General features: G+C 36.8%; 16 protein-coding genes and 2 tRNA genes. 17 read left to right on the forward strand and 1 reads right to left on the reverse strand.

Annotation, left to right across the window (positions count from 1 at the left end; translation table 11 throughout):
* The first annotated feature begins 25 nt into the window (after window positions 1–25).
* The 4 genes from O3621_RS10510 (at window position 26) to O3621_RS10525 (ending at window position 3,969) form a co-directional block, all read left to right on the forward strand.
* A complete protein-coding gene (locus O3621_RS10510) occupies window positions 26–787 on the forward strand; it encodes a ParB/RepB/Spo0J family partition protein (protein ID WP_314448161.1) in 762 nt (253 codons plus the stop codon).
* Between the two features lie 213 nt (window positions 788–1,000).
* Complete coding sequence (gene dnaA / locus O3621_RS10515) at window positions 1,001–2,353, forward strand: chromosomal replication initiator protein DnaA (RefSeq protein WP_009659520.1); 1,353 nt, start codon at window positions 1,001–1,003, stop codon at window positions 2,351–2,353.
* A gap of 158 nt (window positions 2,354–2,511) precedes the next feature.
* Window positions 2,512–3,648, forward strand: coding sequence for a DNA polymerase III subunit beta (gene dnaN, locus O3621_RS10520; RefSeq protein ID WP_314448164.1), 1,137 nt, complete (start codon window positions 2,512–2,514; stop codon window positions 3,646–3,648).
* Between the two features lie 126 nt (window positions 3,649–3,774).
* Entirely contained in the window at window positions 3,775–3,969 is a 195-nt protein-coding gene (locus O3621_RS10525; protein WP_314448167.1) for a DUF951 domain-containing protein, read from the forward strand.
* Window positions 3,970–4,096: 127 nt separating this feature from the next.
* Here the strand turns inward: O3621_RS10525 and O3621_RS10530 are convergent, their stop codons facing one another.
* Window positions 4,097–4,588: a DUF1307 domain-containing protein gene (locus O3621_RS10530; protein WP_002894297.1), complete on the reverse strand. Its 492-nt coding sequence runs from the start codon at window positions 4,586–4,588 to the stop codon at window positions 4,097–4,099.
* 166 nt (window positions 4,589–4,754) lie between these two features.
* Between O3621_RS10530 and ychF the strand changes: the two genes are divergently transcribed.
* From ychF to O3621_RS10595, 13 genes are all read left to right on the forward strand, one after another.
* Window positions 4,755–5,870: a redox-regulated ATPase YchF gene (ychF, locus tag O3621_RS10535; RefSeq protein WP_371514144.1), complete on the forward strand. Its 1,116-nt coding sequence runs from the start codon at window positions 4,755–4,757 to the stop codon at window positions 5,868–5,870.
* A gap of 73 nt (window positions 5,871–5,943) precedes the next feature.
* Window positions 5,944–6,513, forward strand: coding sequence for an aminoacyl-tRNA hydrolase (pth, locus tag O3621_RS10540; protein ID WP_371514145.1), 570 nt, complete (start codon window positions 5,944–5,946; stop codon window positions 6,511–6,513).
* Window positions 6,506–10,009, forward strand: coding sequence for a transcription-repair coupling factor (gene mfd / locus O3621_RS10545; RefSeq protein ID WP_371514146.1), 3,504 nt, complete (start codon window positions 6,506–6,508; stop codon window positions 10,007–10,009). Before pth ends, mfd begins: the two co-directional genes overlap by 8 nt.
* 90 nt (window positions 10,010–10,099) lie before the next feature.
* Window positions 10,100–10,366 carry an RNA-binding S4 domain-containing protein gene (locus O3621_RS10550; protein WP_002894302.1) on the forward strand — a complete coding sequence of 89 codons (267 nt, stop codon included), beginning with the start codon at window positions 10,100–10,102 and terminating at the stop codon, window positions 10,364–10,366.
* The gene (locus O3621_RS10555) at window positions 10,359–10,727 is read left to right on the forward strand and encodes a septum formation initiator family protein (RefSeq protein WP_002894303.1); all 369 of its coding nucleotides are present in this window, start codon (window positions 10,359–10,361) and stop codon (window positions 10,725–10,727) included. The genes O3621_RS10550 and O3621_RS10555 overlap by 8 nt, the downstream gene beginning before the upstream one ends.
* A gap of 2 nt (window positions 10,728–10,729) precedes the next feature.
* On the forward strand, window positions 10,730–10,858 hold the full coding sequence (locus O3621_RS10560) for an SP_0009 family protein (protein ID WP_002908371.1): 129 nt from the start codon (window positions 10,730–10,732) through the stop codon (window positions 10,856–10,858).
* Window positions 10,851–12,134, forward strand: a complete 1,284-nt coding sequence (locus tag O3621_RS10565; protein WP_371514147.1) for a serine hydrolase — start codon at window positions 10,851–10,853, stop codon at window positions 12,132–12,134. The genes O3621_RS10560 and O3621_RS10565 overlap by 8 nt, the downstream gene beginning before the upstream one ends.
* A complete protein-coding gene (tilS, locus tag O3621_RS10570) occupies window positions 12,131–13,408 on the forward strand; it encodes a tRNA lysidine(34) synthetase TilS (RefSeq protein ID WP_371514148.1) in 1,278 nt (425 codons plus the stop codon). Before O3621_RS10565 ends, tilS begins: the two co-directional genes overlap by 4 nt.
* Window positions 13,409–13,412: 4 nt before the next feature.
* Complete coding sequence (gene hpt, locus O3621_RS10575; RefSeq protein WP_032908267.1) at window positions 13,413–13,955, forward strand: hypoxanthine phosphoribosyltransferase; 543 nt, start codon at window positions 13,413–13,415, stop codon at window positions 13,953–13,955.
* Window positions 13,956–13,972: 17 nt separating this feature from the next.
* Window positions 13,973–15,952 carry an ATP-dependent zinc metalloprotease FtsH gene (gene ftsH / locus O3621_RS10580; RefSeq protein WP_048774183.1) on the forward strand — a complete coding sequence of 660 codons (1,980 nt, stop codon included), beginning with the start codon at window positions 13,973–13,975 and terminating at the stop codon, window positions 15,950–15,952.
* Window positions 15,953–16,057: 105 nt separating this feature from the next.
* A tRNA-Glu gene (locus tag O3621_RS10585) sits at window positions 16,058–16,129 on the forward strand.
* 5 nt (window positions 16,130–16,134) lie between these two features.
* Window positions 16,135–16,208: transfer RNA gene (locus O3621_RS10590), tRNA-Asn, on the forward strand.
* Between the two features lie 214 nt (window positions 16,209–16,422).
* On the forward strand, window positions 16,423–16,908 hold the full coding sequence (locus tag O3621_RS10595) for a sigma-70 family RNA polymerase sigma factor (protein ID WP_002894314.1): 486 nt from the start codon (window positions 16,423–16,425) through the stop codon (window positions 16,906–16,908).
* Window positions 16,909–17,013: the final 105 nt, after the last annotated feature.

The following is a 17,013-nucleotide window of genomic DNA, read 5'->3' on the forward strand; positions in this document are numbered from 1 at the left end:
TAAAGGTGTGTTATTCTATATACAAATGGAAAACTTTCAATATATTGCACTTAAAGACATTCGAACCAATCCTTATCAGCCTCGTAAACAATTTTCACAAAAAAAGATTGAAGAATTAGCGGCATCAATCAAAGAAAATGGTCTCATTCAGCCAATCATTCTTCGGAAATCTTCACTTTTTGGCTATGAAATTTTAGCAGGTGAACGGAGATTTAGAGCTGCCTCTTTTCTTGGCCTAGAAACGATCCCAGCTGTCGTCAAAGAATTATCTGATGATGACATGCTGAAACAGGCCATTATCGAAAATCTTCAAAGAGAAGACTTGAATCCTATAGAAGAGGCTGAGTCTTATCAAAATTTGATTGACAAAGGCTTGACACATGATGAAATTGCTAAAATCATGGGAAAATCTAGACCCTATATCAGCAATATTGTCAGACTTTTACAGCTGGCTAAAGAAGTTCGTCAAGCTATCAAGGAAGAAGAGATTTCTCAAGGACATGCTCGCCTACTGGTCCCCTTAAAAGAAGAAGAACAGTTACTATGGCTGGAAAAGATCTGTCAAGAAGATTTATCGGTTCGAGCAGTTGAAAAGCTTCTCCAGCAAAAAAAGAGTCTCAAAAAGAAACCTAATAAGGAACTTTTTGCTAAATCTGAAGAGGAAAAAATTAAAAAAATTCTCGGTCTGAAAGTTTCTATTCAGTTAAAAAGCCAGAGTAAAGGAAAGCTGATTATTCCTTTTGAAAGCGAAGAAGAATATCAAAGAATTATAAACAGTTTTAAATAAAACTGTTATTTTCTTTTTTAAAAATAACAAGATTATCCACTGTTAAATCAATTAGGAAGCCCATTAAAATAAGAAATTTTAGCTTTATTCACATTCTGTGGATAACTTCAGCTAACAATGTGAATTCTTTTCCAGTTCTTGTGGAAAACTTTAAGCCTTTATGATAAAATAAGATGCGTATGAATCAGAAAATTATAGAAAAGGAGGGAAGTTATGACCAAAGAACAGGACTTTTGGAATCGTATTTTAGAATTGGCTCATGCTCAGCTAAAGCAGACAACTTATGATTTCTTTGTTGCTGAAGCCAAGCTTGTCAAAGTTGAAGAAAAACAAGCTGTTATTTTCCTAGATAGTCCAGTAAAACAACTATTTTGGGAGCAAAACTTAGTAGGAGTTATTCTTACTGCAGGATTTGAGATTTTTAATGATCAGATTGCGGGAAAATATATTTTTGAAGAAGAAACTAACACTGAAACTCCGAAATCTGCAGTAACCAGTCCTCAAATCAGCACTGTTCAGCCAAGCTTGCCACCTATTGATACTGGCTTAAAGTCAAAATATACCTTTGACAATTTTGTTCAAGGAGACGGAAATATATGGGCTAAAGCTGCTGCCTTGGCGGTATCTGAGAATCTAGCCACAACCTATAATCCTCTTTTTATCTACGGAGGCCCTGGCCTGGGTAAAACTCATTTATTAAATGCTATTGGCAATCAGATTTTAGAAAATATTCCAGATGCGCGTGTTAAGTACATACCTGCTGAAACCTTTATTAACGATTTCCTCGAACATTTAAGATTAGGAGAGATGGATAGCTTTAAAAAAATCTATCGTAGTCTGGATCTTCTGCTGATTGATGACATTCAATCTTTGGGGGGAAAAAAAGTTTCAACTCAGGAAGAATTTTTCAACACTTTCAATGCTCTTCATGGTGAAAATAAACAGATTGTTTTAACCAGCGACCGCAGTCCTGATCATCTGGACAATTTGGAAGAACGCTTGGTGACACGTTTCAAATGGGGATTAACTCAAAATATTACACCGCCAGATTTTGAAACACGAATTGCAATTCTGCGAAACAAAATAGAAGATTTGGATTATATTTTCCCGAATGATACCTTGGAATATCTTGCAGGACAATTCGACTCCAATGTCCGCGACTTGGAAGGTGCTTTGAATGACATCAGTCTCATCGCTAGAGTTCGTCATCTGAAGGAAATCACTATTGATATCGCTGCAGAGGCTATTCGAGCACGCAAGCAGGATTCAAGCCAGGTAACAGTTATTCCGATTGATAAGATTCAGTCTGAAGTTGGGAAATTCTATGGTGTTAGTGTCAAAGAGATGAAAGGCAGCCGTCGAGTGCAAAATATCGTTTTAGCTAGACAGGTAGCTATGTATCTGACTCGTGAGCTGACTGACAACAGTCTGCCTAAAATTGGCCGTGAGTTTGGCGGGAAAGACCATACGACCGTTATACATGCACATGGAAAAATCAAAACTATGATTGAATCAGACGACAATTTGCGTTTAGAAATTGAAAGCATCAAGAATAAAATTAAATAGCGTGTGGAAAACTACAGATTTTTTTCAAAACTTATCCACACTTTGTGAACAAGTCTCAAAACTTGTTAGAATAAGGATAAAGCTATTTTTCCACATAATTCACACAAACTACTATTACTATTAATCTTATAATCATAAATAAATAAAAAGGAGATCCCATGATTCATTTTTCTATTAATAAAAATCTCTTCTTACAAGCGTTAAATACTACTAAAAGGGCTATCAGCCATAAAAATGCAATTCCTATTCTTTCTACTGTAAAAATCGATGTTACCAAAGAAGGAATCACCTTAATCGGCTCAAATGGCCAAGTGTCAATTGAAAACTTTATTTCTACTCAAAATGAAAATGCAGGCTTGCTTGTCAACTCAACAGGTTCAATTTTATTAGAAGCGACTTTCTTTATTAATGTTGTTTCCAGCTTGCCAGATATTATTTTGGATTTTAAAGAAATTGAACAAAAACAAATCGTCTTGACTAGCGGCAAATCAGAGATTACCCTGAAAGGAAAAGACGCTGACCAGTATCCACGAATCCAGGAAATTTCTGCCAGCAATCCCTTGGTTCTTGAAACAAAAATTCTCAAAGATGTCATTAACGAAACAGCCTTTGCAGCCAGTGTTCAGGAAAGCCGTCCAATTTTAACTGGTGTTCACTTTGTTTTGACAGATAACCGTTCTTTGAAAACAGTTGCGACAGACTCCCACAGAATGAGTCAAAAGAAAATTACTCTGGAGAAAAACGGAGATAATTTCGACGTAGTTATTCCAAGTCGCTCTTTACGGGAATTTACAGCTGTTTTTACCGATGAAATTAAAACGGTAGAGGTTTTCTTTGCTAACAATCAAATTCTTTTCAGAAGCGAAAATATTAGCTTCTATACCCGCCTATTAGAAGGAAATTATCCAGATACAGATCGTTTGATTCCGACTGAATTTACGAGTGTCCTTACTTTCAATACTTCTGATTTACGTGCAGCTATGGAACGCGCTCGTCTCTTGTCTAATGCTACACAGAATGGAACAGTTAAACTGGAGATTGCAGGCGGTATTGTCAGTGCCCATGTAAATTCACCAGAGGTTGGCCGTGTTAACGAAGAAATTGATACAGAAAGTGTAACTGGCGAAGATTTGACTATTAGCTTTAATCCAACTTATTTGATTGATGCTTTGAAGGCTATTGACAGTGAAAAAGTAACGATTAGTTTTATCTCATCCGTTCGTCCTTTCACCTTGGTACCGAGTGAAGACAAAGAAAACTTTATTCAGCTGATTACACCTGTCAGAACTAATTAAGATGAAAAGCAGTGGGCCAAGTTACAGATTTTTAATTCTTGGTCCTAAGCTCTTTTCATTTACAAAGTATGATAGATGCTTAAGTTTTCTTCCTGGACTATGATAGTTCCTTGAAAGGAGAAAAAAATGTATGAAATTGGTCATTTTGTAGAAATGAAAAAGCCCCATGCCTGCACCATGAAAGAGACTGGAAAAAAGGCGAATCGCTGGGAAATCACAAGGGTTGGTGCAGATATCAAAATTCGTTGCACCAATTGTGAACATCTTGTAATGATGAGTCGTCACGATTTTGAAAGAAAAATGAAGAAAATAATTGATTAGACGAAAACTCATCGTAAATGCTATTGTGGAAAACTAATTTGCATTGCTGAAGATTAGATTTAGATTTGATTTTCTTATTTTTCAATCAAAAATGGATAGGACTTTTTAAGTCCTATCCATTTTGCTTTTATTTAAGATCTTCAAATTTACCGTCTTTAACTTCTTTATAGCCTGCTTTTTCAAGTAATTTAGCAGTTTCTTTATAGCTGATATAATCTGCTTTTTGATTACCAGATGTTTGAAGAAGCTGTTTACTTTGTAGTTCTTCAATATCAGCTTTACTGAAATCAATTGTCAGTTTTTCAGTTAAATAATCATCTTTGTACTCGATTTTATGAGTTAATCCTTTGATACCCTCAATAGATTTAGCATAGGCTTCTGTCTGCTCTTTAGCAGTGTCTTTTGTCAAGCCAACTGGTTTATAGTAGAAGGTGTTGTTTGTTTCGTTTATAAGAAGCTCATCACCTTTGTATTCAACAGTGATGCGGCTATCTTGCTTAGTATTTTGGTCAATCAGCTGGAAATAAGCTTTTTTAGGACTGCTGCAGGCAGCTAAAACAAACAAAGCGGAAACCGCAAGGAAGGAAAGAAAAAGTGTTTTGAAAGTATTCTTTTTCATTAGGGACTCCTTTAATAAGAATATTAGCTATATTATACCATTTTTTTCTTCAATTTATTTTACATTTTTGTAAAGAAAGCTAGAAAAAATAACTTAAATCCGCTGTTTAGGATAAGGATTTATGGTATAATGGTTTGGATTGAAAAGATGAATGGAGAAGATAAAAATGGCTTTGACAGCAGGAATCGTTGGTTTACCCAATGTTGGTAAGTCAACTTTATTTAATGCAATTACAAAAGCAGGTGCAGAAGCAGCTAATTACCCTTTTGCGACAATTGATCCAAATGTCGGGCGGGTAGAAGTTCCGGATGCTCGTCTGGATAAATTAACAGAACTCATCAAACCACAGAAGAAAGTCCCAACAACCTTCGAATTTACTGATATTGCTGGAATTGTGAAAGGTGCTTCAAAAGGAGAAGGACTAGGGAATAAATTCTTGGCCAATATCCGTGAAGTAGATGCTATCGTCCACGTAGTACGTGCCTTTGATGATGAAAATGTCATGCGGGAACAGGGCCGTGAGTCTGAATTTGTAGATCCGATGGCTGATATTGAGACCATTAATTTAGAATTGATTTTAGCAGACTTAGAAAGTATTAACAAACGCTATGCGCGTGTAGAGAAGATGGCTCGGACCCAAAAAGATAAGGATTCAGTGGCAGAATTTAATGTTTTACAGAAAATTAAGCCTGTCCTAGAAGATGGTCTGTCAGTTCGCACAATTGAATTCACAGAAGAAGAGCAAAAAATTGTCAAAGGACTCTTTCTCTTAACGACTAAACCTGTGCTTTATGTGGCCAATGTCAGTGAAGATGAGGTGGCCGATCCAGATAATATTGACTATGTGAAGCAGATTCGTGAATTTGCAGCTACAGAAAATGCTGAAGTTGTTGTCATCTCAGCGCGTGCAGAGGAAGAGATTTCTGAATTGGACGATGAAGATAAGTCAGAATTTCTGGAAGCTATCGGCTTGACAGAATCAGGTGTGGATAAACTGACCAGAGCAGCTTATCATCTGTTGGGACTTGGAACCTACTTTACAGCTGGTGAAAAGGAAGTGCGTGCTTGGACCTTTAAGCGTGGAATGAAAGCTCCGCAAGCAGCTGGCATTATTCACTCAGACTTTGAAAAAGGCTTTATTCGAGCAGTCACTATGTCTTATGATGACTTAGTGCACTATGGCAGCGAAAAAGCAGTTAAAGAAGCTGGACGTTTGCGCGAAGAAGGAAAAGAATATATCGTTCAAGATGGCGATATTATGGAATTTAGATTTAATGTGTAAAGTATTTGTAAAGTCTAAAAATTCTAGGTTGGAAATTTTTTTCCAGCCCTTTTGGCTTTTATAAAGGAGAAAAATGGTAAAGTTAATAGTCGGTCTGGGAAATCCAGGAGAAAAATATAATGAAACCAAACATAATGTTGGTTTTATGCTAGTTGACAAGATCTGTAAAGATCTTGATTTAAAATTTACAACTGATAAAATCTTTCAAGCAGATATTGCCTCTACTTTTCTGAATGGTGAAAAAGTTTATTTTGTCAAACCAACTACATTTATGAATGAGAGCGGAAAGGCTGTTCAAGCTTTACTGGCATACTATGGTTTAGATATAGAGGATTTATTGGTCATTTATGATGATTTGGATATGGAAGTTGGTAAAATTCGTTTGCGCAGCAAGGGTTCAGCTGGCGGCCATAACGGCATTAAATCTATTATCAAACACATTGGAAGCCAAGAGTTTAAACGGATAAAGATAGGTATTGGCCGTCCTAAAGAAGGCATGACAGTGGTCCACCACGTTCTAGGAAAATTTGATAAAGATGATTATATAATGATTCTGAATACTCTTGATAAGGTTGACAATGCTGTAAATTATTATTTACAGTCAGGCAATTTTGAACAAGCAATGCAGAAGTATAATGGATAATAAAATGAACTTGATTGATTTATTTTGTCAAAACCAGCAAATTTCAGATTGGAAGAAAAATCTCCATAAAAGTAGCAGACAGTTGATAATGGGATTGTCTGCATCAACAAAAGCGATTACTATAGCAGCAGGATTAGAAGAAGCCGATAAAATCCTTGTGCTGACTTCTAGTCAAAATGAAGCAGATCGTTTGGCTAGTGATTTGATTTCTTTGTTGGGAGAAGACAAGGTCTATACTTTCTTAGCAGATGATACTCCTATAGCAGAATTTGTTTTTGCGTCACAGGAAAAAATATTCTCCAGATTAGACGCTCTGAACTTTTTAATAGATCATCAAAAATCTGGAATTCTAGTTACTAATGTCGCAGCTAGCAAATTACTCTTGCCTGATCCCATTGATTTTAAAACAATCAACATAAATTTGACAGTTGGACAAGAATATGACCTAAATAATCTTGTAAAGATGTTGTCAAAATCAGGATACAAGAAGGTATCTCAAGTTTTAAGTCAGGGAGAATATAGTTTAAGAGGAGATATCTTAGACATTTTTGAGCTCTCAGCAGACTCTCCCTATCGACTGGAGTTTTTTGGCGATGAAATTGATGGTATTCGGATTTTCAATCCAGAAAATCAAACTTCAATTGAGAATATAGAAAGTATTTTGATTAAACCTGCTTCTGATATCCTGCTTTCTGAGAAAGATTATGCTCGAGGACGAGAAAATCTGGAAGCTATTTTAGAAAAAACTGTTGATCCTGCTTTGAAATCTTACTTAGAAGAGTTACTAATCAGTGCCAAAGAGGAGTTTCATCATGCAGATATTCGTAAATTCCTTTCCTATTTTTATCAGAAAGAGTGGACTATTTTAGACTATTTACCTGTTCATAGCCCTGTGTTTTTTGATGATTTTCAAAAAATTGTGGATCGACATGCTCAATTTGAACTGGAAACAGCTAGTTTGTTGATAGATGATTTACAAAATTGTAAAGCTTTGTCAAGTCAAAAATATTTTGCAGATAAGTACCAAGATTATCGTCAATATAAACCAGCAACTTTCTTTTCAAGCTTTCAAAAAGGTTTGGGAAATTTGAAATTTGATGCTTTGTATCAATTTAATCAGCATCCAATGCAAGAATTTTTCAGTCAGTTCCCTTTACTCAAAGAAGAAATTAATCGTTATAAAAAATCTGGCTATACAATAATCTTACAAGCAAATTCTTCGGCAGGTTTACAAAGTTTACATAAAAATTTACAGGAATATGATATTCATTTAGATTATATAAAAGAGGCTGAGATTCACAAAAATGCAGTTCAGCTTATAGAAGGAAATCTTGTCCAAGGCTTTAATTTCGTAGATGAGAAAATTGTTCTTATTACAGAGTACGAAATTATTCACAAGAAAATAAAACGAAAAATCCGGCGTCAGAATATCTCCAATGCTGAACGACTGAAAGATTATAATGAGTTAGAAAAAGGGGATTATGTTGTCCATAATATTCATGGGATAGGACGTTATCTGGGAATTGAAACGATTGAAATTTCTGATGTTCACCGTGATTATCTGACGATTCAATATCAAAATTCTGATCGTATTTCGATTCCAGTTGACCAGATTGATCTCCTATCAAAGTATGTTGCCAGCGATGGAAAAACACCTAAGGTAAATAAGCTAAATGACGGTCGTTTCCAGAAGAGTAAGCAAAGAGTTCAGCATCAGGTTCAGGATATTGCGGATGATTTGATTAAACTATATGCTGAACGCAGCCAGCTAAAAGGTTTTGCTTTCTCAGCGGATGATTCCAACCAAGAGGAATTTGATAATGATTTTCCCTATGTTGAAACAGAGGACCAGCTAAGAAGTATTCAGGAAGTGAAGAAGGATATGGAAAGCAGCCGTCCGATGGACCGGCTCTTAGTTGGTGATGTAGGCTTTGGAAAAACAGAAGTAGCTATGCGGGCTGCTTTTAAGGCTGTCAACGATCATAAACAGGTGGCTGTATTAGTACCAACAACGGTTTTAGCCCAGCAGCACTATACTAACTTTAAAGAACGCTTTAATGATTTTGCGGTTAATGTCGAGGTACTCAGCCGTTTCAGGAGTAAAGCAGAACAAAAACAGACTCTGGAGAAGCTGCAGAAGGGACAAGTTGATATTATCATCGGAACCCACCGACTCTTATCAAAAGATGTAGAATTTGCGGATTTAGGTTTAATCATCATTGATGAGGAGCAGCGTTTTGGAGTTAAACATAAGGAAACATTAAAAGAATTGAAAAAGAAAGTTGATGTCTTAACTTTGACAGCAACTCCTATTCCTCGAACTCTTCATATGTCTATGCTGGGGATTCGCGATTTGTCAGTCATTGAGACCCCGCCTACCAATCGCTATCCTGTTCAGACCTATGTTTTAGAAAGCAATCCTACAGTAATTCGAGAAGCTGTCTTACGTGAAATAGACCGAGGTGGACAGGTTTACTATCTTTACAACAAGGTTGACACAATTGAACAGAAAGTTTCAGAGTTAAGAGAGTTAATCCCAGAAGCTTCTATAGGCTATGTTCATGGTCAAATGAGTGAGATTCGTTTAGAAAACACTTTACTGGACTTCATCAATAGAGAATACGATATTTTGGTGACTACAACCATTATTGAAACTGGGGTTGATATCCCCAATGCCAATACTTTGTTTGTAGAAAATGCTGACCACATGGGGCTGTCAACCTTGTATCAACTTCGTGGCCGAGTTGGCCGCAGTAATCGGATTGCTTACGCTTATCTGATGTACAGACCAGATAAGATTCTAACAGAAGTTTCTGAAAAGCGTCTAGAGGCTATTAAAGGATTTACAGAGTTAGGTTCTGGATTTAAGATTGCTATGCGTGATTTGTCTATTCGAGGGGCTGGCAATATCCTAGGAAGTATGCAATCTGGCTTTATTGATTCTGTTGGTTTTGAGATGTACTCACAGCTTCTAGAAGAAGCTATTGCTAAAAAGCAGGGTAGAGAGAATAAGCGTCAAAAAAGCAATGCAGAACTTAATCTGCAGATTGATGCCTATCTGCCTAGTGACTATATTTCTGATGAAAGACAGAAAATTGAAATTTACAAGAGAATTCGTGAGATTGACAGTCGTGTAAACTATGAAAATCTACAGGATGAATTGATTGATCGCTTTGGGGAGTATCCTGATGTTGTAGCCTATCTGTTGGAGATTGGACTTGCTAAGTCTTATTTAGATCAGGCTTTTGTAAAGTCAGTGGAACGCCAGCAGAATACAGTAATGATTCATTTTGAGAAAATTTCGCAGCAGCTTTATCTGACGCAGGACTATTTTGAAGCACTTTCGATGACGAATTTAAAGGCTCGAATTGGTGAAAAAAATGGCTTGATTGAAGTAATTTTTGATGTGAGGAACAAAAAAGATTATGAGATTTTAGAAGGTCTGGTTAATTTTGGAGAAAAGATGCTGGAAATTAAACAACGCAAGGCAGAATAAAGGTTACAATTCAGTGAAGTTTGGCTTTTTAAGCTCTATTTTTCTCAAAAAATGGTAGAATAATAAATTAAGAGAAAATGAGGTAATAGGATGAGATTAGATAAATATTTGAAAGTGTCACGGATTATTAAGCGACGTCCAGTGGCTAAAGAAGTAGCTGACAAGGGCCGGATAAAGGTGAATGGTATCTTGGCCAAGAGCTCAACAGATTTGAAAGTAGATGACTTGGTTGAAGTACGCTTTGGTAATAAACTCTTGACTGTAAAGGTTCTGGAGATGAAAGACAGTACTAAAAAAGAAGATGCAGCTAAAATGTACGAAATTGTTAGTGAAACAAGGATAGAAGAAGATGCCTAAAAATATCGTCCAACTCAATAATCGTTTTATACAAGATGAAAATCAACGCCGCAGATATGTGGATCAGGAACGGCGGAAACGCAACCGTTTTATGGGCTGGGTTCTGATTTTGGTGATCCTCTTATTTATTCTACCTACCTATAATTTGTACCAGAGTTATCAAACCTTGCTGCAGCGTCGTGAACAGTATTCTAAACTGAAGGAGAAATATCAGACGCTCAGCGAAGAAAAGGTCTATCAATCTGATATAGCAACAAAGTTAAAAGATGATAGCTATGCTGCTAAGTATGCACGCGCTAAATACTCTTTTTCAAAAGAGGGTGAGTACATTTATACTATCCCAGATTTATTACCACAGTAGTTATGGAAGATTTACTAAAAACAATTGAGCAGTTCTTGGAATTTTCAGATGAGAAATTGGAAGAACTGTCTGAAAAAAATCAAGCTTTGAAACTTCAAGAAAATCAAAAGGAAAGGGGAAAACATGCGTAAGCTTTTGTTACTGATATTTTTGCTGCCAGCTTTATTTAGCAGTATCACAGTTATTAGTACCGAAAAAGATTTCGTGTTAGACGAGGAAGAAAAATATCATTTTACAAGCACTGCGTATGGACGCTATTATGATAGCATCCCGACAAATCCTAATGTTTATGAAGAAACTCCTACATTTACAGATTCTACTCTGAGTAAGACTGCTGGAAAGCTAGTTCCAGACCAGCCAATCCAGATAACAGGATTTTATGTAAATGAAGAAGGAGTTCCGATTTTCAAGCTGAAAAATGGGCAGTTTGTGACAGCGGATAAAAATACAATTTACGAAGATACTGTCCAGTCAATCGAAGATATCCATCAAGAAATGTGGTTGAAACCTGGCTTTACTCTTTATGATAAAGCCAATATCAACGGAGCTAAAAAAATCAATACAACGGTAGCCCCATATACAAAAGTAAACATTGTCCAAATTGTCCAGACAGTCAAAGGAACTTATGCCCAGATTGAAGGACAGGGCTGGGTTTCTATGGAATTTCTGGATGAAACTGATAATCGAATGGACAAGGTTCAAGAAATTCTGAGCAGTAAGTACAACAAGGCGGACTACTCTATCTATGTCAAACAGCTGGACACAGGCAAAGAAGCAGGTATCAATCAAGATCAAGAGATGTATTCGGCCAGTGTGACAAAACTGCCTTATCTTTACTATGTGCAGGAACAGCTGAATCAGAAAAAACTTTCGTTAGATCAGAAGTTCAAGTATATTGGAGCAGTTAATGATTTTTCTGGTGCTTACGAACCAGAAGGAAGTGGCAGCATTGCTAAGTCAGCTGATGATAAGGAATATTCGGTTCAGGATTTGATAAATCGAGTGGCCAAAGAATCAGATAATGTCGCCCACAATATCTTAGGCTATTATGCGACCAATCAATCTGATAAAAATTTTCAGCAGACGATCAACAAAATAGCTGGAAAGAAATGGGATGTGGAAGAAAGACAAGCATCTTCACGTATGGCTGGAAATGTTTTGGAAGCTATCTATGAGCAAAATGGCATGATTATTGATGCCTTGTCTCAGACAAATTATGATAATCAGCGGATTTCTAAAAATATTGATGCTAAAGTGGCTCATAAAATTGGCGACGCCTATGATTTTAAGCATGATGCTGCGATTGTCTATGCAGATTCTCCTTTTATCATTGTCATTTTCACTAATAATTCAAACTACGATAACATTTCTCAGATAGCAGACGATGTCTATGGAGTCCTGAAATGATTAAGCAAGAATTTCTTAAAAAAATGCAGGAGAAAAAGTATTTCCAAGACCATCAAAAAGTTTTGGTTGCTGTATCAGGTGGACTGGATTCTATGACGTTGCTACAGCTGTTGATTGATTCTCAAAAAGAACTAGCTATCGAGCTTGCGATTGCTCATGTCAATCACAAACAGCGGCCAGAGTCAGATCAAGAAGAAAAGGCATTAGTAAAGATTGCGGAACAGCTTGGTGTAAAGATTTTTACATCAAGTTTTTCTGGTAATTTTTCAGAAAATGCTGCTCGGCAATTTCGTTATGATTTTTTCGAGAAAGTGATGCAAGAGGAACACTATACAGCTTTGGTAACTGCCCACCACGCAGATGACCAAGCTGAGACTGTTTTTATGCGGCTATTGCGTGGAGCTAGACTTCGCCATCTGTCTGGTATGAAAGCTGTCCAGTCTTTTGCTTGCGGGGAGCTGATTCGTCCTTTGTTTACTTTTCATAAGTCAGACTTTCCAGATATTCAGCATTTTGAAGATAGCAGTAATTTTCAAAATGACTATCTCAGAAATCGAATTCGCAATCTTTATCTGCCGGATCTAGAAAAAGAAAATCCGCAATTTAAGGATTCTTTGCGGTATCTGGGAAAGGAAATCGAAGATTGGCAGACCGCTTTGTCTCACTTGACCAGAGATTTAGATATAGAAAATGTACAAGTCTTTCATCAGCAAATCCCCCAGGTTCAACGTTTTCTATTGCAGAACTATCTCGAAAATTTTCCTGGGATGAATCTGAGCAAGCAGCAGTTTGAGGAGGTTTTGAACATCCTGCGGACTAAGGCCAATTATCAGCACACTTTGAAAAAAGACTATGAGCTTGTTAAAGATTACCAGCGTTTTGAAATTAAAAAAATCAGTCGTAAGCCCGATTTAAAAATGGATTCAATTTTGTTAGAATTTGAGAATCTGATTGAGTTTGGGCATTATCGATTTTCATTTGGGATTCCTTTGAATGGTGAAAATATCCAGAAAATTTTTGTTTCGCGTGAAACTTCGCTGACACTCCGTTTCCGAAAAGAGGGAGACAGTATTTTGCTGAATGGTCATCACAAGAAGCTTCGTCGTCTTTTTATTGATAAGAAAGTTTCCTTTGAAGAACGGAATTCATCTGTAATAGTGGAACAAAATCATCAAATTTTAGCGATCTTAAATATTGCTATCAGTGATTTGAGTAAGGCATTAAAAAGTGATATAATGAGTACTGTACTTTATATTCAGAAAATAGATGGGTAAAATTATGCTAGAACAAGATATCAAAAAAATATTGATTTCCCATGATGAAATCGTGGATGCTGCAAAAAAGCTTGGTCAGCAATTAACCAAAGACTACCAAGGTAAAAATCCAATTTTTGTTGGAATTTTAAAAGGTTCCGTGCCTTTTATGGCTGAGCTAATCAAGCATATTGACACACATATTGAGCTTGATTTTATGTTGGTCTCCAGCTACCATGGTGGTACTGCCAGCTCAGGTGTGATTAATGTTATTAAAGACATTGATCAAGATATCACAGGACGTGATATTTTATTTGTTGAGGATATTATTGATACTGGTCAGACTTTAAAAAATCTATGCAATTTGTTTAAGGAAAGAAATGCTGCATCAGTAAAAATTGCTACACTTTTGGATAAACCAGAAGGCCGTGTTGTTGAAATTGATGCAGATTATACATGTTTCACAATTCCAAATGAATTTGTTGTTGGATATGGATTAGATTACAATGAGAACTATCGTAATATTCCATATATTGGTATTTTGAAAGAAGAAGTTTATACAAAATAAAGGTTTACTATTAATAGATGAAAAATAAGCAAAACAATGGTTTTATAAAAAATCCATTTCTCTATATTCTGATTATTGTTGTCCTAGTGACAGGGTTTCAGTATTTCTTCTCAGGAGATACTGGCGGTCGCAGCCAGCAAATAAATTACACAGAATTAGTGAAGGAAATTAAGGAAAATAATGTCACAGAGATGAGCTACCAGCCAAATGGCAGCGTCGTTGAGATTTCAGGTACTTACAAAACACCTCAGGAATCGAAAGAAGATACAGGGATTTTATTTTTCACTCCAAACATTTCTAAAGTAGAAAAATTCACAAGTATTATTTTACCGTCAGATATTACAATTTCTGATTTACAAAAATTAGCCTCTGAGCATAACACTGAAATCAGCATAAAGCGTGAAAGTTCAAGCGGAATGTGGATTACAATCCTCACTTCCATCGTTCCTTTTGTAATTGTCATCTTCTTCTTTATGTCCATGATGAATCAAGGTGGAGGCGGTGGTGCCCGCGGTGCCATGAATTTTGGTCGCAATAAAGCGCGTGCTGCTAACAAAGAAGACATCAAGGTTCGTTTCTCAGATGTAGCTGGTGCCGAGGAAGAGAAACAAGAACTTGTAGAAGTCGTTGAGTTTTTGAAAGATCGGAAACGCTACACCAAGTTAGGTGCTCGTATTCCTGCCGGTGTCCTTCTAGAAGGCCCTCCAGGAACTGGTAAAACCCTGCTTGCTAAAGCAGTTGCTGGGGAAGCTGGAGTTCCTTTCTTCAGTATCTCAGGTTCTGACTTTGTAGAAATGTTTGTTGGGGTTGGAGCAAGCCGTGTCCGTTCTTTGTTTGAAGATGCGAAAAAAGCAGCCCCTGCCATTATCTTCATTGATGAAATCGATGCAGTCGGTCGTCAGCGTGGTGTTGGTCTTGGCGGTGGTAACGATGAGCGGGAGCAAACCCTCAATCAGCTCTTGATTGAAATGGATGGTTTCGAAGGCAATGAAGGAATCATTATCATTGCGGCTACTAACCGTTCAGATGTATTGGATCCAGCCTTGCTGCGTGCTGGCCGTTTTGACAGAAAAGTCTTGGTCGGCCGTCCTGATGTTAAAGGTCGGGAAGCTATTCTTCGTGTTCATGCTAAGAATAAGCCGCTGGCTAAAAATGTTGATTTGAAACTAGTTGCTCAGCAGACACCAGGTTTTGTTGGTGCTGATTTGGAAAATGTCTTGAATGAAGCTGCTTTGGTTGCTGCTCGTCGTAACAAGAAAGTCATTGATGCAGATGATATTGATGAAGCAGAAGATCGGGTAATCGCAGGACCTTCTAAGAAAGATAAGATGGTGTCTGAACGTGATCGTCAAATGGTTGCTTATCATGAAGCTGGACATACTATTGTTGGTTTGGTATTGTCAAATGCGCGTGTCGTACATAAGGTAACCATCGTACCTCGTGGACGTGCTGGTGGCTATATGATTGCCCTGCCTAAGGAAGACCAAATGCTTCTATCTAAAGAAGATATGAAAGAACAATTAGCTGGTCTTATGGGTGGCCGTGTGGCTGAAGAGATTATCTTTAATGTGCAGACAACAGGTGCTTCTAATGACTTTGAACAGGCAACTCAGATGGCCCGCAGTATGGTAACAGAATATGGAATGAGCGAAAAACTTGGTCCGGTTCAATACGAAGGCAATCATGCTATGTTTGGTGCAGCCAGTCCTCAAAAATCAATTTCAGAACAGACTGCATATGAGATTGACGAAGAGGTAAGAGAACTTCTTAATGAAGCTCGTAACAAAGCTGCAGAGATTATCCAGTCCCATCGCGAAACTCATAAATTGATTGCTAAAGCGCTTCTTAAATATGAAACTTTGGATAGCAATCAGATTAAATCATTGTATGAAACTGGCAAAATGCCAGAAGAGTCTGAACTTGAATTAGACAAAGAAGCTCATGCGCTTTCTTATGATGAAATTAAAACGAAAATGGAAGAAAAAAGTTCCGAGTAGAAGAAGTTGGAGAAATTCCAACTTTTTTCTCTTTTTCTGAAATAGTTATTGACAAAGGAATAAAAGCTGATATAATGGAATATGTTCTGCAGAAGGACAAGAAATGGTCCGTTGGTCAAGGGGTTAAGACACCGCCTTTTCACGGCGGTAACACGGGTTCGAATCCCGTACGGACTATATAATCCGCCATAGCTCAGTTGGTAGTAGCGCATGACTGTTAATCATGATGTCGTAGGTTCGAGTCCTACTGGCGGAGCTAGGTTTAAAAAATCAAATGTGTTAGCATTTGATTTTTTTCTTGCTTTCAGACTTCCTATAAATCCTCCCAAATGACTAAATATGTGCCTGAAATGACTTAAAAATAGTTATTCGAGTCAGAAGAGCTCCTAAAATATGCTTTTTAGAAGAAAGAGCCCATCTTGCTTTCTATTTACAGTAGAATTAAGCCAAGTAAAATTTAAGGAGGAACTATGGATTTTAGAACTACTTATGAGAAGGTGAAATGGATAGTTTGGAAGTGTAAGAAAGACTATTATATTCATTTGTGGGAACATAGTGATTGGGAGCAAGAAGGGATGTTAGTTTTATACGAACTTCTGCTTAAAGAAAAAGGAATTGAAAATGATGAGGAAAAACTCTATCGTTATTTCAAAACAAAATTCAGGAATCATATACATGATAAAATTCGTAAACAAGAAAGCCAAAAGCGCAAATTGGACCGCCAGCCTTATGAAGAAGTGAGTGAGATTGGTCATCGTTTGAAATCAAAAGAGTTGTTTCTAGATGAGTTAGTTGCCTTCAGAGAAGCGATTGACAATTATAAAAGAACTCTTGATGATGTTGGATTGGATAATTATCAGAGGTTGATGAGCAACGAGCGCTTTAAAGGAAGAAGAGCCATGCTTAAAGATTTAAAAAATCACTTAAAAGATTTTCAAGATAATACGATTTTGTAATGAACAAACTTGATGACTTTATTTCTGTTTTTCTAGAACAGGTTAGAGCATCAAGTTTTTTTATTAAATAAAAATCAAAAAAGATTAAAAAAGGTATTGACAGGT

This window comes from Streptococcus sp. 20925_1_22, from assembly GCF_041431685.1.
Lineage (GTDB): Bacteria > Bacillota > Bacilli > Lactobacillales > Streptococcaceae > Streptococcus.